A 17,060-nucleotide genomic window follows, 5' to 3' on the forward strand; every position below is an offset into this window, starting at 1 on the left:
GTACCCGTTTCGGCCGCGTTATGGTCTGGTCCATCGAAGCCTGGAGATGGAGAGACACGTGGCCGCAATCCCGACGCAGGAAGCCTTTCTGCCCTTTCGTGAATATCGGACGTGGTACCGCATCACCGGATCGCTCGATTCCGGCAAGCTGCCGCTCGTCATCGCCCATGGCGGGCCGGGTTGCACTCATGACTACGTCGACAGTTTCAAGGGCATTGCCGAAATCGATGGCCGCGCCGTCATCCACTACGATCAACTCGGCAATGGCAAGTCCACGCGCCTGCCTGATAAGGGTCCTGATTTCTGGACGCCGGCGCTGTTTCTCGATGAGCTGGATACGTTATTAAGGCATCTCGGCATTCAGGAGCGCTACGCTTTTCTCGGGCAGTCCTGGGGCGGCATGCTGGGCGCCGAACATGCGGTGCGTCGACCGAAGGGTCTGAAGGCACTGGTGATCGCCAATTCGCCGGCCAACATGCACACCTGGGTGGCGGAAGCGAACCGCCTTCGCGAGGAGCTGCCGCAGGAGGTGCAGGACACGCTGCTGAAGCACGAACGGGCCGGCACGATCACCGATCCGGAATATATCGCAGCTTCCCGCGTCTTCTACGATCGCCATGTCTGCCGCGTCGTGCCCTGGCCGGAGGAGGTTGCCCGCACCTTCGCCACCATGGACGAGGACAATACCGTCTACCGCAACATGAACGGTCCGACCGAGTTTCACGTCATCGGCACGATGAAGGATTGGACGATCGAAGACAGACTTCCCCTGATCGAGGCGCCGACCTTGCTGATCTCGGGCAAATATGACGAGGCGACGCCGCTTGTGGTCAGGCCTTATGTCGATGGCGTCAAAGGTTGCGAGTGGGTGCTCTTTGAAAATTCCAGCCATATGCCACATGTCGAAGAAAAGGATCTTTGCCTGAAGACGGTTTCAAGTTTCCTGGAGCGACATGACTGATCTTTCGGCCTTAACGGCGTGTCGAGTTGCGATGCCCGCCTCGCTTCTTCCGGCGTGGATCAACTCTGCTCGCTAATGGAATAGCGCAGTGTTCTAGATCGGTTTGTGGAGCATGGGGCGGCCGTTATCGAAGCTCTTGCGCCCCTTTTTCCAGCCGGCAATCACTCGGGCAATCTCGCGCACGGCCGCACCGGGGCCGGCACTGTCGAGGAGCACGATCGTCGCTTCGTCGCCGGCTTGCAGATATGTGCTGCCGTCGCGTTGGCCCGCTGTCATTCCGGTCACCATGTCGAAAACCAGGCTCATATCTTCGTCACGCGAAAGCTGGGCGATATTGGCGTAAAGATTGGCCATGCGAATGAGCGAGGCATCGCCATAGGGCGTGAAGGGATTGAGAATATTGTTGGTCGCGATTGAGGTGACGACTCCTCTTTCTGCAAGCAGATGGGCCGGCGCTACGCCACGCGGAACCAAGCGGTCTTGACCTCGGCCCATGAGAAACAGATCGGTTGCCGGAAGCACCGATAAAGCGATCCCTGCTTTTGCCAGGTCATCGGCAATAGCAAGAATCTGCGCCTGCCGCATGGCCGACAGATTAGTGACGTGGCCGATCGATACGCGACCCTGCCAGCCATGACGGAGCGTCGCGTCAATCACGTCGGGCAGATCGGTTCGATCCGGATCGAGACTGAAATCGAGATGAAAGTCCACCGCGACATTGTGCTTTACGGCAAGGGCAAAAATCATGTCCACGTGCCGGCCGGGGGAAGGATCTGTATAGGGGCAGCCACCCACCAGATCCGCACCATCGGCAAGTGCTGCGTCGAGCATGTCGTATGTTTCGGGTTCATTCGTGAGCCCGTCCTGGGCAAAGGCACAGATTTCAATATCGATCGCGAAGGCATAATCCCCCCGGATGCGCTTGATCGCTTCAAAGGAGCGGAAGCCCGCGCGCGGATCGATTTCAACGAAGGTGCGCATCCGCGTCGTGCCATGGGATATCGCTTTCTCCACGACGCGTGCGGCGCGCGAATAAACATCGGCTTCTTCGAAGCCTGCCTTCGCTTTGGCGACTTCCCGCACGGCCTCGGCAAGCGTTCCCTCGCAAACCGCGCAGCGGTCGAGAATGCAGGCCTTGTCGAGATGAATGTGGGTATCGACAAATCCGCCAAAGGCGAAGCTTCCCCCGCCGTCTACGTCCGATATTGCGTCACATCGAATGCGGGCTTCGATGGTTGAAATCCGGTCACCCCGCACGCCGATGTCGACGAAATCGCCATCTTCTACGACACGGACATTTCGAATGATGAGATCGAACGGTTGGCCGTTGGCGCTCACAGCAGGATCGCGCCTCCGTCGCTCCGCGGATCGTGCGCGCCGTCGATCGCCCCGTCTTCACCGATGCGGATCACGCCGGCTTGGCCCCCAAGTGGACTGAAGGCGTCGATGGTTGAGATCTCATGTCCCATGGCGGCGAGGACGGAAACCGTTTCGGCGCCAATATTTTCCTCGATCTTCAGGCTATCCCGACTGTCGGAAAATGTGCGGCCGAGCAAGAAGCGCGGGCGTGCGAGTGCCGCAGCGGGATCAAGGCCGTGATCGATCAGCAGGCTGAGCAGCAGCGACAGCGTCTGCGGCTGACCGTCCGCGCCCTGTGTGCCGTAGACCAGATGCGGACGTCCGTTCTTCAGCGCAAGACCTGGATTGAGCGTATAGAAAGGACGCTTTCCAGGCTGGATATAGTTGGGATTTACCGGATCGGTGCTGAAGGCCGCCCCTCTGTTTTGCCAGAGGAGGCCAGTGTCGCCGACCACTACGCCGCTGCCCCAGTCGAAATAGAGGCTTTGCAGCAGCGACGCACATCTTCCGTCTGCATCCACGGCGGCAAGCAGCGCCGTGTCGCCGTGTCGATAATCTTGTGGCCAAGGCAGGGCTCGTGCCGGATCGATCGCCGCAGCCTTGGCGGCAAGGCGCGTCGGATCGAGGAGGTATTTCGACACGTCCTCGGCGAAACGAGGGTCGGCGATCGCATGCCGATCGAGGAACGCCTGTTTCACGGCTTCGACCAGCGCATGATAATAGGCTGGACCGTCGGGCCGGAAATTCGCCATCGGCAAATGGTCGAGCACACCCATGATGCCGAGGGTGGTTATTCCTTGCGTCGGTGGGGGTGGAGCAAGAAGTATGGTGTCGCGATACGCCTGCTGGAGAGGAGCCGCGACATCAGTCCGCGTGGCAGCAAGATCTGCGGCCGAAAGAGGAGAGCCGGCCTCTGCAAGCCCGTTCGCAATTCGACGGGCGAGAGCCCCCTCATAGAATTCGCGGGTACCGTGACGCGCTATGGCTTTGAGCGTCTGCGCCAAAGCGGGCTGGTGCTGGATGCTGCCGGACCGGAAGAGCCCCGTGAAGCCCGGCCAGCCCTCCAGCTCATCGCGTCGGAATTCGTACCAGAAGGCTTGCGACCTGCTGACTTCGAAGCCGGCCTCCGCCAGTGCGATGGCGTCGTCGAGGAGGGCCGGCAATCGCTCCGTGCCGCCCCATGTGTCGGCGGAATAGGCAAGCACTTTCCCCCAACTATCCACGAGGCAGGCCGTCGTCAGTGTAGAGGCCGCGCCCCGCAAAGGTATGTCTCCACGCGGAATGGCCGCAGCCGCCTGCCCGATGCCGAGGAAAGTCTGTGCATTGCCTGTTTCGTCCGCCACCAGCCAGACAGCGTCCCCGCCCAGCCCGCAGAAATGGGGGTAGGTTACCGATAGAGCAGCTCCGGCCGCGACCAATGCCTCAATCGCATTGCCGCCGCGTCTGAGCACTTTTGCGCCTGCTTCGCTGGCCTGCCAATGCGGTGTCGCAATCATGGCATGGGACGATGGCGAATTGGTTTGAGCGGTCTGTCTGGCGGAGGGGGTCATGAAATCAGCGGTCGCACGGATGGCGATGATGTCTTGTTCGGCATTGGTAAATCCTGGCGGCATGGTCTGGAAAGCCAGACATGCAATCCCGATGCCATAAGGCGCCCCAGCTGGACGATCATGATTCAAGCCATTGTATCTATTCAGAATAAATCAGTTCCTTGTTGCCAAGGCTGCAAAGATGCCAAGGGCCGATCTTGCGTTCCTGCCTCAGCGAGTGCCCAGGAATTCGCATGTTCGTGTATGGGTGATGGAAAAAGTGGCGGTTCAGTCCCGATGCGGTCTGGAAGACGCCGCTGCCATTGAATGACGCGCTGGGCTGTCTGCGGGTGCTATCCGCAATCTCGATCGCAGCGCATTACACCATTGTCCACGCTAAAGTGATGCTCGGGATGCCTCCGTCACCGCCTCCTGCAATGAAGACGGTGGTGAATGACTTTTCAGCCACGAGAGGGATGACAAAGCCGTCCGCTCTCCTATTCTCACGGAGCAGATCATTTCTTTCATATCGGCAGCCGCCGATTTCGATCTTGACCTTGGGAGAACATCATGACGCGCACGGTGATTATCGGTGCAACGGGCCATATCGGCACCTATCTCGTGCCGCGGCTTGTGGAAGCAGGGCATGAGGTCGTGGCGATCAGCCGCGGCCACGCCAAACCCTATTCGCCGAACAAAGCGTGGAATGATGTGGAGATGCAGGCGATGGATCGCTCCGCCATGGAGAAGGAGGGCAGCTTCGGTCCAGCCATTCGCGCCTTGAAACCGGATATCGTCATCGACATGATCTGCTTCACGCTCGATAGCGCAAGGCATCTGACCGAGGCGCTCACCGATCATGTCGGCCATTTCCTGCATACGGGTACGATCTGGACGCATGGATTTTCGACCGTGGTTCCGACGCCGGAAGAGGCGCCGAAGCGGCCCTTCGGCGACTATGGCACCCAGAAGGCGGCGATTGAAGCGCATCTGCTCGAGGAGGCGCGGCGCAGGGGATTTCCCGCTACCCTGATCCATCCCGGCCATATTGTCGGTCCAGGCTGGGAGCCTCTCAACCCGGCCGGGCATTTCAACCTGTCGGCATTTTCGACATTGGCGCGCGGTGAAACCCTCGTCCTGCCGAATTTCGGCTTGGAGACGGTCCACCACGTTCATGCTGACGATGTCGCGCAAATGTTCATGGGCGCTATCGCCAATTGGCAGGCCTCGACAGGCGAGGCTTTCCATGCGGTTTCAGCCGGTGCGCTAACGCTCAGAGGCTATGCCGAAGCGATGTCGCGCTGGTTCGGACATGAACCTAAGCTGGAATTTCTGCCCTATGAGGCATGGGCCGAAGGCCAGCCGGCGGAAGATGCGCAGGCGACCTGGGAGCACATTGCCAGAAGCCCGAATTGCTCGATTGCGAAGGCCGAGAGGCTGCTTGGATACCGGCCGCGCTATACGTCGCTGCAGGCCGTTCAGGAGGCGGTTGCCTGGCTGATGGAGAATGGTCGGATCGGTTGAAAGGCCAGTTTTTAAGCCTGGTCAGTGGTTTTGAGCCAGGCATCCATGCCTTTTGCTGCCGCATGACCAGTTGCAAAGCAGGCCGTCAGAAGATAGCCGCCGGTCGGCGCTTCCCAATCGATCATCTCTCCGGCCGCGAACAGGCCGGGAAGTTTCTTCAGCATGTATCTCTCGTCGAGCTCATCCCAGCGAATGCCGCCGGCAGACGAGATGGCTTCGGCAATGGGCCTTGGTCTCAGCAACGGAATCGGCAGAGCTTTGATCCGGCGGGCAAGCGCTTCCGGATGCGAGAGAACTGCGGGCTCGGCAAGCTCGCGCAAAAGGCCTGCCTTGACGCCCTCGATGCCGGCGCCCTTGCGCAGGCGATTGGAGAAGCTGGCCTTTGGGTCTTGCCGCGTCAGATCGCGCGCCAAGCGCACCTCATCGCGTCCCGGGGCCAGATCGACGACGAGCGAGGCCTCACCCTTTTTTGCCAACCGGTCGCGCAGCGAAGCGGCATGCGCGTAGACCAGACTGCCCTCGATCCCTGTTTTCGAGATGACGAATTCGCCGGGAAAAGTCCCGGCTTCCGATGTTGCCGTCACGGCTTTGAGGGGTTCGCCGGCAAAGCGCTCGCTGAAGGTCGCACTCCAGGTGACATCGAAACCGCAATTGGCCGGCTGCAAGGCGGCGGTATCGATCCCTTTATCGCGAAGCCAGCTGACCCATGCCGCATCCGATCCGAGCCGGGCATAGCTTGCCCCGCCGAGTGCCAGCAAAACGACGTCATGACGCACGAGCTCGCGCCCGTTCGGTGTTTCGAAGACTAGACTGTCGTCCTCGAAGCCGCACCAGCGATGCCGCGTCATGATGCTGACATTACCCGCCTGCAGCCTGGCCAGCCAGGCACGCAGCAGCGGCGAGGCCTTCATGACTTTCGGGAAGACGCGGCCGGACGAGCCGATGAAGGTTTCCGTTCCCAGGCCTTTTGCCCAGGCTCTGATCTCGTCAGGTTGGAAATCGTCAAGCGCTGCGCGCAATCGGGACGAAGCCGCGCCGAAGCGGGTGGCAAAGACATCGTAATCTTCCGAATGCGTGATGTTGAGACCGGATTTTCCGGCCAGCAGAAACTTGCGCGCGACCGTCGGCATGGCGTCGTAGATCACGACGCGATGGCCAAGCCGCGATAAGGTCTCTGCCGCCATCAACCCGGCAGGGCCGCCGCCAATGATTGCGATTTGTGTTTTTGTCATGCTCACCCGGTGCCGCTTGCTATTGTTCTCTAAGGCCGGATAGGAACCGAACGCAAGATCGTCGCCAGCCCAGTCCAATCTCACTGTCGTTCAGACGGGTTACGGCAGCGCCGGAAATCCCACGTTTCCTCTCGTATCCTTTGCCATATCCACGTTTAAATCGATATAACCATATGGTTACTATTGCTTCTGATTCACCGGGGGCTGTCAACTTATGCGATGATCGGTTACTTATCGGCGTGAGGGTGGGCCGCATAAGCCCCCACGAAATGCCGCCGGGAGCCATGATGTCAGAAGCCAAGACCGTGAAGCGCAGCGCAAGGAATGCAGGCCTTGCGAATGCAGAGAAAGCCCCCTCGCGCGCAGCTTCGGAACGGCCCCGTCTCAGGGATGCGGAACGCACCAGCAAGGCTATTCTGGCTGCCGCGACCAAGGAATTTGCCGAGCGCGGCTATGGCGGCGCCCGCGTCGATGCCATCGCCGAACGGGCGAAAATCAATAAGCGGATGCTCTATCACTATTTCGGCGGCAAGGATGCGCTCTACGTCGCCGTTCTCGAAGGCAGTTATATCGCCATCCGTTCGGCGGAAGCTCGGCTCGACCTCTCACATCGCTCCCCTGCGGACGGCTTGCGGGAGCTCGTCGTCTTCACCTGGCAATATTTTCTGGATCACCCTGAATTCCTGGGAATCCTCAGCACGGAAAACATGCATAAGGCCCGCTTCCTGAAGCGTTCGGCGCGCATTTTCGAGCTGCACTCGCCGCTGGTCTCCGAAATCTCCGGCCTGCTCGATCGTGGCGCGGCCGCGGGCGTATTCCGCGGCGGCTGCGATCCGGTGAAAATCTATATGAGCATTGCGGCCCTCGGCTCGTTCTTCCTGACGAACCGTTGGACGCTCTCGACGATCTTCCGTCGCAATCTCTCGGACAAGAGCGAAATCGACGCCTGGGGGGAGCATATCGTCGACGTGATTTTCGCCTATCTGCGTCCCTGAAATCTCCCGCGCAACAGGCCCGGCAACGATAGACGATTGCCGCTGCGGCCATTGACGATGGCCGTTGACAGTATGGCTTTGCCATGTCAGTTATGTAACTATATAGTTATTTACGGGAGGAAGAAACTCATGGCAACGAAGCCGATCGGCATCATCATGCACGGCATTACCGGCCGCATGGGCTATAACCAGCATCTCGTGCGTTCGATCCTGGCGATCCGCGAACAGGGCGGCGTTCTTCTATCGAACGGCGATAGGCTGATGCCGGAGCCGCTGCTTGTCGGACGCAATGCCGAAAAGATCGAGGCGATTGCCCGCAAGCACGGTCTGTCCAAGACGACGACCGATCTCGAGGCCGCTCTTGCCGATCCCAGCAATACGATCTTCTTCGATGCCGGTTCGACGCAGATGCGCGTCGAGCTTCTTGAGAAGGCGATTGCGGCCGGCAAGCATGTCTATTGCGAGAAGCCGATCTCGGAGACGCTGGAGGAGGCGCTCTCGGTTGCGGCTTCGGCAGAGCGTCGCGGCGTCAAGAACGGTGTCGTCCAGGACAAGCTCTTCCTGCCTGGGCTGCGCAAGATCGCCATGCTGCGCGATAGCGGCTTCTTCGGCAAGATCCTCTCCGTGCGCGGTGAGTTCGGTTACTGGGTCTTCGAAGGCGATTGGGGCGTGAAGGCACAGCGCCCCTCCTGGAACTACCGCAAAAAAGACGGCGGCGGCATGATCCTCGATATGCTGCCGCATTGGCGTTATGTGCTCGACAATCTCTTCGGCGAGGTGAAATCGGTCAGCTGCCTTGGCGCCACGCATATTCCAAGCCGCGTCGACGAGAACGGCAACACCTATGTCGCCGATGCCGACGATGCCGCCTATGCAACCTTCGAGCTCGAAGGCGGCGTTATCGCGCATATCAACTCCTCCTGGGCAGTCAGGGTTCGCCGCGACGATCTCGTCACCTTCCAGGTCGACGGCACTCATGGCTCGGCCGTCTGCGGGCTGATGCGTTGCTGGACACAGCATCGCGTCAACACGCCGAAGCCGGTGTGGAACCCGGATCAGCCGCAGCCGATCAATTTCTTCGACACCTGGGAAGAGGTGCCGGACACACAGGCCTTCGACAATGGCTTCAAGGCGCAATGGGAGCAGTTCCTGTGCCATGTGGCCGAGGACGCGCCGTGGAAGTTCACACTTCGCGAGGGCGCCAAGGGCGTGCAGCTGGCGGAGCTGGCACAGAAGAGCTGGGCGGAACGTCGCTGGGTCGACGTTCCCTCCCTTTCGGCCCGCTAGGAGGCTGGCCTCATGGAGAGAAGCCTTCACCTGCCAAGGGCAGACGGCACGATCGCCGTCTTTACCCCCGCCAACGATCCGCTGATCGCGCCTGTGAAGCCGGCGGGCGGTCATCATTTCAATCGTGTCGCCTATGCCGCCGCGCATGTTGTCGTAGATGCGCTTGCCGACAACGATCCCTGGCTTGACCGCAACATCGACTGGGAGCGCACCATCGCCTTCCGCGAATATCTCTGGGGCCTCGGTCTCGGCGTCGCGGAAGCGATGGATACCGCGCAGCGCGGCATGGGGCTCGACTGGGCCGGAGCGAAAGAACTGATCGCGCATGCGCAGTCGGCGGCTCGCGGTCGGCCGGATGCCGTGATCGCCTATGGCGCCGGCACCGATCATCTGCAGCCCCGTCCCGATGTCACGATCGATGATGTCATCCGCGCCTATGAGGAACAGATCGCCTATGTGGAAGGGCAGGGTGGTCGCGTCATTTTGATGGCCAGCCGGGCACTTGCCGCCGCCGCAAAGAGTCCGGACGATTACGTTCGGGTCTATGACCGCATTCTTGGACAGGTCAAAGAGCCTGTCATCATTCACTGGCTTGGCTCAATGTTCGATCCGGCCCTGGCGGGCTATTGGGGCTCTGCCGATGATATGCAGGCCATGGAGACCGCGACCGCGATCATCAATCAGAATGCGGCCAAGGTCGATGGCGTGAAGATTTCGCTGCTTTCGGCGGAGAAAGAAATCGTCATGCGCCGCCGGCTCGATCCGTCGGTCAAGATGTATACCGGCGACGATTTCAACTACGCAGAACTGATCGCCGGTGACGAGCAGGGTTACTCGCATGCCCTGCTCGGCATCTTCGATGCCATCGCGCCGGCCGCGAGTGCGGCCCTTGCGAAGCTTGCCCGGAACGATCTCGACGCCTTCCACGCGATCCTGGCGCCGACCGTCCCGCTATCGCGCCATATCTTCAAGGCGCCGACGCGCTTCTACAAGACTGGCGTCGTGTTCCTCGCCTATCTCAACGGCTTCCAGGACCATTTCCAGATGCTCGGCGGCCAGCAGAGCGCCCGCTCGATCCAGCATCTTTCGGAGCTGTTCCGTCTGGCGGACACGGCGCGCGTACTGCGTGATCCGGATCTCGCAGTCTATCGCATGAAAGCAATCCTTGCCACCATCGGCATCGACTAGCGGATAGGAATGGGGGAGGATCACGATGGCCGTAGAGGGTCTGTCCATCAACCTGGCGACGGTGCGCCAGCAATATGACATGCGCCAGGCGGTCGAAGCCTGCCTGAAGCAGGATATCGTCGCGATTGCGCCCTGGCGCGATCAGGTGCACAAGATCGGGCTTTCGGAGGCTGCTCGCATCGTCGCCGACAACAAGCTCAAGGTGACCGGGCTTTGCCGCGGCGGCATGTTTCCCGCGGCAAGCGCCGAGGGTAGGGCGGCTGCAATCGACGACAACAAGCGGGCGATCGACGAAGCGGCGGCGCTGAATGCCGATTGCCTCGTTCTCGTCGTCGGCGGCTTGCCGGAGGGATCGAGGGATATCACTCAGGCCCGCGAGATGGTGGCGGACGGTATCGCGGCGATCCTGCCGCATGCGCGCAGCGCCGGCGTTCCGATCGCGATTGAGCCGCTGCATCCTATGTACGCGGCTGACCGCGCCTGCGTGAACACGCTGGAGCAGGCGCTCGACATCTGCGATTTCCTGGGCGAAGGCATCGGCGTCGCGATCGATGTCTACCACGTCTGGTGGGACCCGAAGCTTTATCAGCAGATCGCGCGTGCTGGCGCCGATGGCCGCATCCTGGCGCATCATATCTGCGATTGGCTGGTGCCGACCACGGACCTGCTGCTCGATCGCGGCATGATGGGCGACGGCGTCATCGACTTGAAGCGCATCCGCGCCGAGATTGAAAAGGCCGGCTTTTTCGGCCTGCAGGAAGTCGAAATCTTCTCTCAGAACAATTGGTGGAAGCGACCGGGCGAGGAGGTTCTCTCCACCTGCATCGAGCGTTTCCGTAGCGTCTGCTGATTTGCGGCGGCTGAGGCAGCATCGCCAATAAAAAAGCCGGACCACCAATTGGCCCGGCTCCTATTTCAAACCATCGACGTAACGGCTTACTCGGCCGAAACGATCTTGCCGCCTTCCCACTTGTAGAGCGAGAAGCTCTGCGAGGTCAGGTCGCCGGTTTCGCCGTAGGTGACCTTGCCGATGGCGGTGTCGATCGGTTCGCCCTTCTTCAGAGCGGTACCGACTGCTTCGGCATCATCTGCCTTGCCGGCCTTCTCGATGCCGGCCTTCAACACCTGCACGGCAGCATAGGCGTTCAGCGTGAAGGCTTCGGCCGGGATGTTGCGTGCCTTGAGGGCGGTAACGGCGCTCTGCGAATCCGGGTTCTTCAGCGCGTCAGACGCGTTGGTGAAGAGCGTGCCGGCAGCCGAATCGTTGGCGATCGCCCAATATTCGGTATTGGAAAGGCCGTCGCCGCCGATGATCTGCGCCTTGACGGAGATGTCGTGCAGCTGGCGGGCCAGCAGACCTGCTTCCGGATGATAGCCGCCGAAATAGATCACTTCGACGCCAGCCTGCTTCAACTTCGTCGTCAGCGCGCTGTAATCCTTTTCGCCCGGGGTCAGCGAGTCGTTGACGACTTCGGTGATACCGCCCTTGTTGATCGCTGCCTTGAAGGCGTCCGCCAGGCCCTTGCCGTAGGCGCCCTTGTCGTTGAGGATGGCGATCTTCTTGTCCTTGAAGTTCTTCACGACATATTCGCCGGCGACGACGGCCTGCTGGTCATCTCGGCCGCAGGTGCGGAAGATGTTCGTGAGACCGCGATTGGTCAGGTCCGGAGCGGTTGCGGTCGGCGTGACCATCAGGATGCCGTTTTCGGCCAGCGCGTCCGAAACCGGAATGGCAACACCCGAAGTGACCGGGCCGACGACGAAGCGGATGCTGTCGCCGACAAAGCCGTTGGCGACGGATACGCCCTGCTTCGGATCGCCGGCATCGTCGCCGAGCTTCAGGACGAGCTTCTGGCCGAGAACGCCGCCGCTCTTGTTGATTTCGTCGATAGCGGTCTGCGCGCCATTCTTGACCTGCTCGCCGTAAGCTGCGACCGGGCCGGTCAGCGGCGCGATGAGGCCGATGGTGATGTCCGCATGTGCGAGAGGTGCGAAGGCCAGCGAAGCGACGAAGGTCGCGGCCGTCAATGTCTTCAGACTCATGTTAGCTCTCCTTGGATGGGCGCGGCAGCACCCTTTGAACCCGCCCGCAATCGCCTGTCTCGACGCGCAAACTGCCGTGAGGCGTTCTTTTTAAAGAGACAAAGCTGATATCGAAGCCGATGATCGCCTTCGGACATTTTTTGATCTCGAAAGCGCTCATGAGGGTATTTTGTGTAGGAATATTGCGACGATTCCGCAAGAAAATAACCGTCGCGAAGACAATTTTAGCGTTTTTTCGAAAATTTTGACGAGGGATGGTTGTTGCCTGCTTGCCGCGAGGATCGAGGTCATATGGCAGGAAGGTTAGGTGAGACGGGAGGTGGAAATCTACAGACCGCTGATCCACATAAGCCGCAGCGCCGGTCGCAACGCATGCCAAGGAGACTGATCTCGCGTGAATGAGAGTAACGATTTCAAAGTCTATTTTGACCTCTGGCGGCTGATTCCCGACGGTACGCCGATCGTGACGCATTCCAGCCGGCTTTTTCCCGTGCGTCGTGATGGCGAGCCGGCGATGCTGAAGATCGCCGACGCGCCGGAGGAGAAATCAGGGGCTGAGCTTATGGTCCGGTGGAATGGCATTGGTGCTGCGCGCGTTCTTGAACATCAGGACGATGCTATCCTGCTCGAACGGGCGACGGGCACCCGCTCACTTTCCGAGATGGCAAGGAATGGCGAGGACGACGAGGCAAGCCGGATCATCTGCAAGGCCGTCGCCGGGCTCCACGCCTCGCGCGCCGGCGCCTTGCCGCAATTGATACCGCTTGTCCACCGGTTTCGTTCGCTGGAAACCATGGCTCACTGTGAAGGCGGTGTCTTCGTCCAGTCCGCAGTTGTCGCCCGCGCGCTGTTGTCGAAGCCCCGCGATGTCGTAGCGCTGCATGGCGACATTCATCACGGCAATATCCTCGATTTCGCGGAGCGCGGCTGGCTCGCGATCGATCCTAAGGGCCTGGTGGGCGAGCGCGGCTTTGATTACGCCAATCTCTTCTGCAATCCCGATAATGCAGTCGCCACATCTCCCGGCCGTCTTGCCCGGCAAGTGACGATCGCTGCCGAGGCGGCGGGAATGGAGCGCGGACGCCTGTTGCGATGGATCATTGCCTGGGCCGGCCTTTCGGCAAGCTGGTTGATCGAAGATGGCGAGGATGAACATGTCGAACCAACGCTGCGCGTCGCCGAAATCGCGGCGGCGGAGCTCGCCAGAACCGAAGGCTAGGAGATCAGGGCCTCGCGCCAGGACTGCCGATAGCGCGCCAACCCGGGCAGTTCGGTGCGAATAGGCGGGTTGCCTGTCGCACCGATGGTTCTGATCCCCGCCAGCAAGGCGGCACCCTGGCTGGTGCCCGTCGAGCCTGCTAGTGCGATGACATCCGTGCTCGTCATGGCGGAGAGGGCGATGAGGTAGGCGCGATTGAACGCAAAGGGACCTTCGACGAAGATCGGTCCTTTAGCGCCGATCAGACCGAGGCAGGCTTCCGTCATCAGCGCGAGATAGAGGCTGACGGCTGCAAGCCGTTCGGCCTTGCTCACGGAGGTATCCCCGATCCAGCGTCGCGTCCGCCCGGGAAAGGGTCCCGATCCGTCAACGACGTTGGGTAAAAGCATGAGGCCCTTGACGATTGCCGGTTCCAATGCGGCCTCGATTGCTTCACTGGACACAGCGCCGATTTCCGCTGCCAGAATCTCGAACTCGCGGCCACCCATGAAGCGGGAAGACGGCACGGCGCGGCCATAGGCATCGATATTGGCAAGGGTATCGCGGGCGGGATCGAGATGGCCGAGATCGCCGCCGACGCCGAAACTAATCACCCAGGTTCCCGTCGAGACGACGGCAAAAGGCGCTTCATTCTCGACCAGATGCGGTAGCAGCGAGGCGTTGGAATCATGAATGCCGCAATAGACGGGCACCGACTTTGTCAGTCCGATCTCTTCGCTGAGTGTCGGCAACACCGGGCCGAGGGCGTCGAATGCCGAGCGCACGGGCGCCATCAGCGTGCGGATGCCGAGCCTGTCGACGAGCGACGAATAGGTTCCAGCCGTCGGGTTCCAGAGATCGGTATGGCAGCCAAGAGACGTCACCTCGTTGGCGGCAACGCCGGTCAGGCGAAACGCCCAATATTGCGGATAGGTCAGAATCGTCGCGACGCGAGCGAAATCAGCCGGGAAGGCGCTTTGCTGATAGTGGATCTGCGCGCCGACATTCAGGCCACCGGATAGCCGCGGCGAAAAGGTTTCGGCAAAAGCCGGGCGCACTTGCGCATAGTCATCCTGAACGGCTTGGGGATAGATGTGTTCGTAATCGAGAACCGGCAAGGCAAGATCGCCTCCGGCGTCCAACAAAACCGCCGAAGCACCGTGCGTCGTGATTGATATGGCATCGAAGCCGGGCGTGGCTGCAAAGCCCTTCAGCGCGTCGATGATGAAGCGCCATAGGCTTTCGATATCGTAATGCGGATAAGGCCCCGACTTCAGAACGCTGTTTGCAGTTCTGACGGCGGCGATCTCGGCACCGGTCCCGGCGTCCAGCACAACAACCTTGGCGTTGGTCTTGCCGATGTCGATCACGGCGATGTGGCGGTAGGCTGTCTCGCTGTTCATGGCAGATGGAAGACCGTGACGAGATCGCTTTGGATGGGCGAGTTATCGGGATTGGTCGCCATGATGTCGGCCATATGCGCCCACCATTTCTTCATGACGGGATGTTCGGGCAGGCTCGCCATGGTGTGATCTTTCGGCCGGGTCAGCACCCCGAAAAGCGTATTCGTCTCGCGATCGAGATGGATGGAATAGTCGCTGACACCGGTCTGATGCAGCAGATCCACCAGCTCGGGCCAGATTTCATCATGCCTCTTGCGGTATTCCGCTTCCATGCCTGGATTGAGCGTCATCTTGAAGGCGTGGCGTTCGAGAGCAGCGGTCATTTGGAGCTCATGGTCCTGATGCGCTTTGCCACGATCGGCAGCGCGATGGTGATGATGAGGAGGAGGCCGATGAAAATCGACATGACAATGCCGGGAACATTCAGCAGGCCAAGGCCGAAGGTGACCAAGCCCATGACGAAAGCGGCGATGACGACGCCGCCGATCGTCCCCGAGCCGCCGAGGATCGATACGCCGCCGAGCACGACCATGGTGACCACCTCCAGCTCCCATCCCAGCGCGATCGAGGGGCGCGTCGAGCCGAGGCGCGAGGTGAGGCAGACGGCGGCGATACCGCTCATGATGCCGGTCAGGAGAAACAGGATGAATTTGATCCGCTCGACTGGAATGCCCGAGAAGCGCGCGGCGAAATCATTGTTGCCGATGGTATAGACCTGCCGGCCGAAATTCGTCGCATGCAGCAGGATGGCAAAGGCGATCGCCAGCGCGATGAAGAGCACGAATTCGAACGAGAAGACCCAGACGACATAGCCTTGGCCGAAATAGGCGAAACTATCCGGATAGTTGCCATAGGCCTGGTCGCCCAGCACAATATAGGAGATGCCGCGAAACAGGCTCATCGTGCCAATGGTGACGACGATCGACGGCAGCTTCAGCACGGAAACGAGGAAGCCGTTGAAGATGCCGCAGACGAGGCCGACGCCGATACCGATCGCGACGAGGCCGGGCGTGTCGACGCCCAGTTGCGCGGCAGCGCCCATCGCCGTCGACGCCAGCGCGATGATGGCCGCGACCGAGAGGTCGATTTCGCCAGCAATCACCAGCAGCGCCATGGCAAAGGCGATCATCGCCTTTTCGGTAAAGTTGAAGGTCGCGTCCGAGAGATTGAAGGGATCGAGAAAATAGGGCGAGGCCAGCGAATTGAAGATGAAGATCGCGACCGCGACGCCGAAGAGCAGCGTTTCCCAGCTTGCCATGACGCGCTTGAAGGGCGTGCCGAGGCGATCAGGAATGGCGCGCTTTTCCGCGGTTGCCGCTTGCGAACCGTTGCTCATGCGTGTGCTCCCTGGCTGACGGTGTCCCTCGCGGCCTGGTCGCGCAGGATGATGCGGCCGCGGTTGCGTTCGCGCCGGGCGTTGAAGACGACTGCAAGGATGATGACGGTTCCCGAGATCGCCATTTGCGTGAACGGCGAGATGCCGATGACCGGAAGCGCGTTCTTGATGACGCCGAGGAAGAGGGCGCCCAAGACCGCGCCGGCGACAGAACCAACACCACCGGCGATCGATATGCCGCCGATGACGCAGGCGGCCACGCTATCAAGTTCGAAGCCGTTGGCGATATCGACATAGGCGACGGCATAGCGCGAAACCCAAAGGTAGCCGCTCAGCCCCGCGAGCGCGCCGGAGAGGACGAAGGCGAGGAAGCGCGTCCAGCCGACATCGATACCGGCGTAAACCGCTGCCACCGGATTCCCGCCGCTCGCATAGGCCGAGCGGCCGAACTGCGTATAGCGCAGCACCAGATACATCATCAGAACGATGGCGATGCCGATCCAGGCAAGCACAGGCAGGCCGAGAAGCGGCGTGCGCGGCACGTTCAGGAAAATCGGCGTGAACTGGTGCGCATTGACCCAGGCGCCGCCCGACAGCACGAAGGCCATGCCGCGATAGATCGTCAGAGTGCCGAGCGTGACGACGATCGGCGGGATTTCCAAAGCCCAGACGAGATAGCCGTTGATGGCGCCGAGAACCGCACCCATCAGGATCGCCGTGATGACGAGGGCGATCAGCGGAATATCGGGATAGGCGGCGTTCAGCATCGCGACCGCCATGCCCGTCAGCGCCAGATTGGCGGCGACGGAGAGATCGATCGATTTCGTCAGGATGACGGTCATCTGGGCAAGCGCCAGGATGATGAGGATCGAGGTGTCGTTGAAGATATTGGCGAGATTGGCGGGCTCGGCAAAGCCGGCCGCGCGTGTCGCGAAGCCGGCGATCATCACGACGATGATAATGGCGAGCAGAGTTTCGCGCTTTTTGAGGATGCGTGGCATCCCG

The 17,060-nt window shown here is 60.7% G+C and carries 16 protein-coding genes; 7 read left to right on the plus strand and 9 right to left on the minus strand.

Annotated features, from left to right (window positions below):
- Positions 1-46 precede the first annotated feature (46 nt).
- Positions 47-961, plus strand: coding sequence for a proline iminopeptidase-family hydrolase (locus I8E17_RS21415; protein WP_069614667.1), 915 nt, complete (start codon positions 47-49; stop codon positions 959-961).
- Positions 962-1,054: 93 nt separating this feature from the next.
- On the opposite strand, the gene I8E17_RS21420 is transcribed toward I8E17_RS21415, so the two are convergent.
- Positions 1,055-2,299 carry an amidohydrolase family protein gene (locus I8E17_RS21420; RefSeq protein ID WP_069614666.1) on the minus strand — a complete coding sequence of 415 codons (1,245 nt, stop codon included), beginning with the start codon at positions 2,297-2,299 and terminating at the stop codon, positions 1,055-1,057.
- Complete coding sequence (locus tag I8E17_RS21425) at positions 2,296-3,870, minus strand: gamma-glutamyltransferase family protein (RefSeq protein ID WP_069614753.1); 1,575 nt, start codon at positions 3,868-3,870, stop codon at positions 2,296-2,298. The genes I8E17_RS21420 and I8E17_RS21425 overlap by 4 nt, the downstream gene beginning before the upstream one ends.
- A gap of 549 nt (positions 3,871-4,419) precedes the next feature.
- Between I8E17_RS21425 and I8E17_RS21430 the strand changes: the two genes are divergently transcribed.
- Positions 4,420-5,373, plus strand: a complete 954-nt coding sequence (locus I8E17_RS21430) for an NAD(P)-dependent oxidoreductase (RefSeq protein WP_069614665.1) — start codon at positions 4,420-4,422, stop codon at positions 5,371-5,373.
- Between the two features lie 11 nt (positions 5,374-5,384).
- On the opposite strand, the gene I8E17_RS21435 is transcribed toward I8E17_RS21430, so the two are convergent.
- Complete coding sequence (locus I8E17_RS21435) at positions 5,385-6,605, minus strand: TIGR03862 family flavoprotein (protein WP_069614752.1); 1,221 nt, start codon at positions 6,603-6,605, stop codon at positions 5,385-5,387.
- A 287-nt stretch (positions 6,606-6,892) separates the two neighbouring features.
- Between I8E17_RS21435 and I8E17_RS21440 the strand changes: the two genes are divergently transcribed.
- The 4 genes from I8E17_RS21440 to I8E17_RS21455 all read left to right on the plus strand — a co-directional run bounded on the left by I8E17_RS21440 (position 6,893) and on the right by I8E17_RS21455 (position 10,925).
- Positions 6,893-7,600: a TetR/AcrR family transcriptional regulator gene (locus I8E17_RS21440; RefSeq protein WP_083258280.1), complete on the plus strand. Its 708-nt coding sequence runs from the start codon at positions 6,893-6,895 to the stop codon at positions 7,598-7,600.
- A 129-nt stretch (positions 7,601-7,729) separates the two neighbouring features.
- Complete coding sequence (locus tag I8E17_RS21445; RefSeq protein WP_069614664.1) at positions 7,730-8,887, plus strand: Gfo/Idh/MocA family oxidoreductase; 1,158 nt, start codon at positions 7,730-7,732, stop codon at positions 8,885-8,887.
- A 12-nt stretch (positions 8,888-8,899) separates the two neighbouring features.
- On the plus strand, positions 8,900-10,075 hold the full coding sequence (locus I8E17_RS21450) for a dihydrodipicolinate synthase family protein (protein WP_069614663.1): 1,176 nt from the start codon (positions 8,900-8,902) through the stop codon (positions 10,073-10,075).
- A gap of 25 nt (positions 10,076-10,100) precedes the next feature.
- A complete protein-coding gene (locus I8E17_RS21455) occupies positions 10,101-10,925 on the plus strand; it encodes a sugar phosphate isomerase/epimerase (RefSeq protein ID WP_069614662.1) in 825 nt (274 codons plus the stop codon).
- An 86-nt stretch (positions 10,926-11,011) separates the two neighbouring features.
- On the opposite strand, the gene I8E17_RS21460 is transcribed toward I8E17_RS21455, so the two are convergent.
- Both I8E17_RS21460 and I8E17_RS21465 read right to left on the minus strand, forming a co-directional pair.
- Positions 11,012-12,118: a branched-chain amino acid ABC transporter substrate-binding protein gene (locus I8E17_RS21460; RefSeq protein WP_069614661.1), complete on the minus strand. Its 1,107-nt coding sequence runs from the start codon at positions 12,116-12,118 to the stop codon at positions 11,012-11,014.
- A 1-nt stretch (position 12,119) separates the two neighbouring features.
- Complete coding sequence (locus tag I8E17_RS21465; RefSeq protein WP_141720091.1) at positions 12,120-12,497, minus strand: hypothetical protein; 378 nt, start codon at positions 12,495-12,497, stop codon at positions 12,120-12,122.
- 15 nt (positions 12,498-12,512) lie between these two features.
- Here I8E17_RS21465 and I8E17_RS21470 point away from each other — a divergent pair, with 15 nt between their 5' ends.
- Positions 12,513-13,337 (plus strand): aminoglycoside phosphotransferase family protein, encoded by an 825-nt coding sequence (locus I8E17_RS21470; protein ID WP_069614660.1) that lies wholly within the window; start codon positions 12,513-12,515, stop codon positions 13,335-13,337.
- Here the strand turns inward: I8E17_RS21470 and I8E17_RS21475 are convergent.
- The 4 genes from I8E17_RS21475 to I8E17_RS21490 are packed head-to-tail and all read right to left on the minus strand — an operon-like array spanning position 13,334 to position 17,056.
- Positions 13,334-14,719, minus strand: coding sequence for an FGGY-family carbohydrate kinase (locus tag I8E17_RS21475; protein WP_069614659.1), 1,386 nt, complete (start codon positions 14,717-14,719; stop codon positions 13,334-13,336). The genes I8E17_RS21470 and I8E17_RS21475 overlap by 4 nt on opposite strands.
- A complete protein-coding gene (gene rhaM, locus I8E17_RS21480) occupies positions 14,716-15,042 on the minus strand; it encodes an L-rhamnose mutarotase (RefSeq protein ID WP_069614658.1) in 327 nt (108 codons plus the stop codon). The genes I8E17_RS21475 and rhaM overlap by 4 nt, the downstream gene beginning before the upstream one ends.
- Positions 15,039-16,055 (minus strand): ABC transporter permease, encoded by a 1,017-nt coding sequence (locus I8E17_RS21485; protein WP_069614657.1) that lies wholly within the window; start codon positions 16,053-16,055, stop codon positions 15,039-15,041. The genes rhaM and I8E17_RS21485 overlap by 4 nt, the downstream gene beginning before the upstream one ends.
- A complete protein-coding gene (locus tag I8E17_RS21490; protein WP_069614656.1) occupies positions 16,052-17,056 on the minus strand; it encodes an ABC transporter permease in 1,005 nt (334 codons plus the stop codon). The genes I8E17_RS21485 and I8E17_RS21490 overlap by 4 nt, the downstream gene beginning before the upstream one ends.
- Positions 17,057-17,060: the final 4 nt, after the last annotated feature.

Source organism: Rhizobium sp. AB2/73, assembly GCF_020871915.1.
In the GTDB taxonomy this organism is placed as follows: domain Bacteria; phylum Pseudomonadota; class Alphaproteobacteria; order Rhizobiales; family Rhizobiaceae; genus Rhizobium; species Rhizobium dioscoreae.

Excerpts from the sequence above, each read along its gene's own strand:
- I8E17_RS21490 (WP_069614656.1), bottom strand. The coding sequence starts at position 17,056 with ATGCCACGCATCCTCAAAAAGCGCGAAACTCTGCTCGCCATTATCATC.
- rhaM (WP_069614658.1), bottom strand. The coding sequence starts at position 15,042 with ATGACCGCTGCTCTCGAACGCCACGCCTTCAAGATGACGCTCAATCCA.
- I8E17_RS21450 (WP_069614663.1), top strand. The coding sequence starts at position 8,900 with ATGGAGAGAAGCCTTCACCTGCCAAGGGCAGACGGCACGATCGCCGTC.
- I8E17_RS21425 (WP_069614753.1), bottom strand. The coding sequence starts at position 3,870 with ATGACCCCCTCCGCCAGACAGACCGCTCAAACCAATTCGCCATCGTCC.
- I8E17_RS21435 (WP_069614752.1), bottom strand. The coding sequence starts at position 6,605 with ATGACAAAAACACAAATCGCAATCATTGGCGGCGGCCCTGCCGGGTTG.
- I8E17_RS21460 (WP_069614661.1), bottom strand. The coding sequence starts at position 12,118 with ATGAGTCTGAAGACATTGACGGCCGCGACCTTCGTCGCTTCGCTGGCC.
- I8E17_RS21415 (WP_069614667.1), top strand. The coding sequence starts at position 47 with ATGGAGAGACACGTGGCCGCAATCCCGACGCAGGAAGCCTTTCTGCCC.
- I8E17_RS21485 (WP_069614657.1), bottom strand. The coding sequence starts at position 16,055 with ATGAGCAACGGTTCGCAAGCGGCAACCGCGGAAAAGCGCGCCATTCCT.
- I8E17_RS21430 (WP_069614665.1), top strand. The coding sequence starts at position 4,420 with ATGACGCGCACGGTGATTATCGGTGCAACGGGCCATATCGGCACCTAT.
- I8E17_RS21445 (WP_069614664.1), top strand. The coding sequence starts at position 7,730 with ATGGCAACGAAGCCGATCGGCATCATCATGCACGGCATTACCGGCCGC.
- I8E17_RS21475 (WP_069614659.1), bottom strand. The coding sequence starts at position 14,719 with ATGAACAGCGAGACAGCCTACCGCCACATCGCCGTGATCGACATCGGC.
- I8E17_RS21455 (WP_069614662.1), top strand. The coding sequence starts at position 10,101 with ATGGCCGTAGAGGGTCTGTCCATCAACCTGGCGACGGTGCGCCAGCAA.
- I8E17_RS21440 (WP_083258280.1), top strand. The coding sequence starts at position 6,893 with ATGTCAGAAGCCAAGACCGTGAAGCGCAGCGCAAGGAATGCAGGCCTT.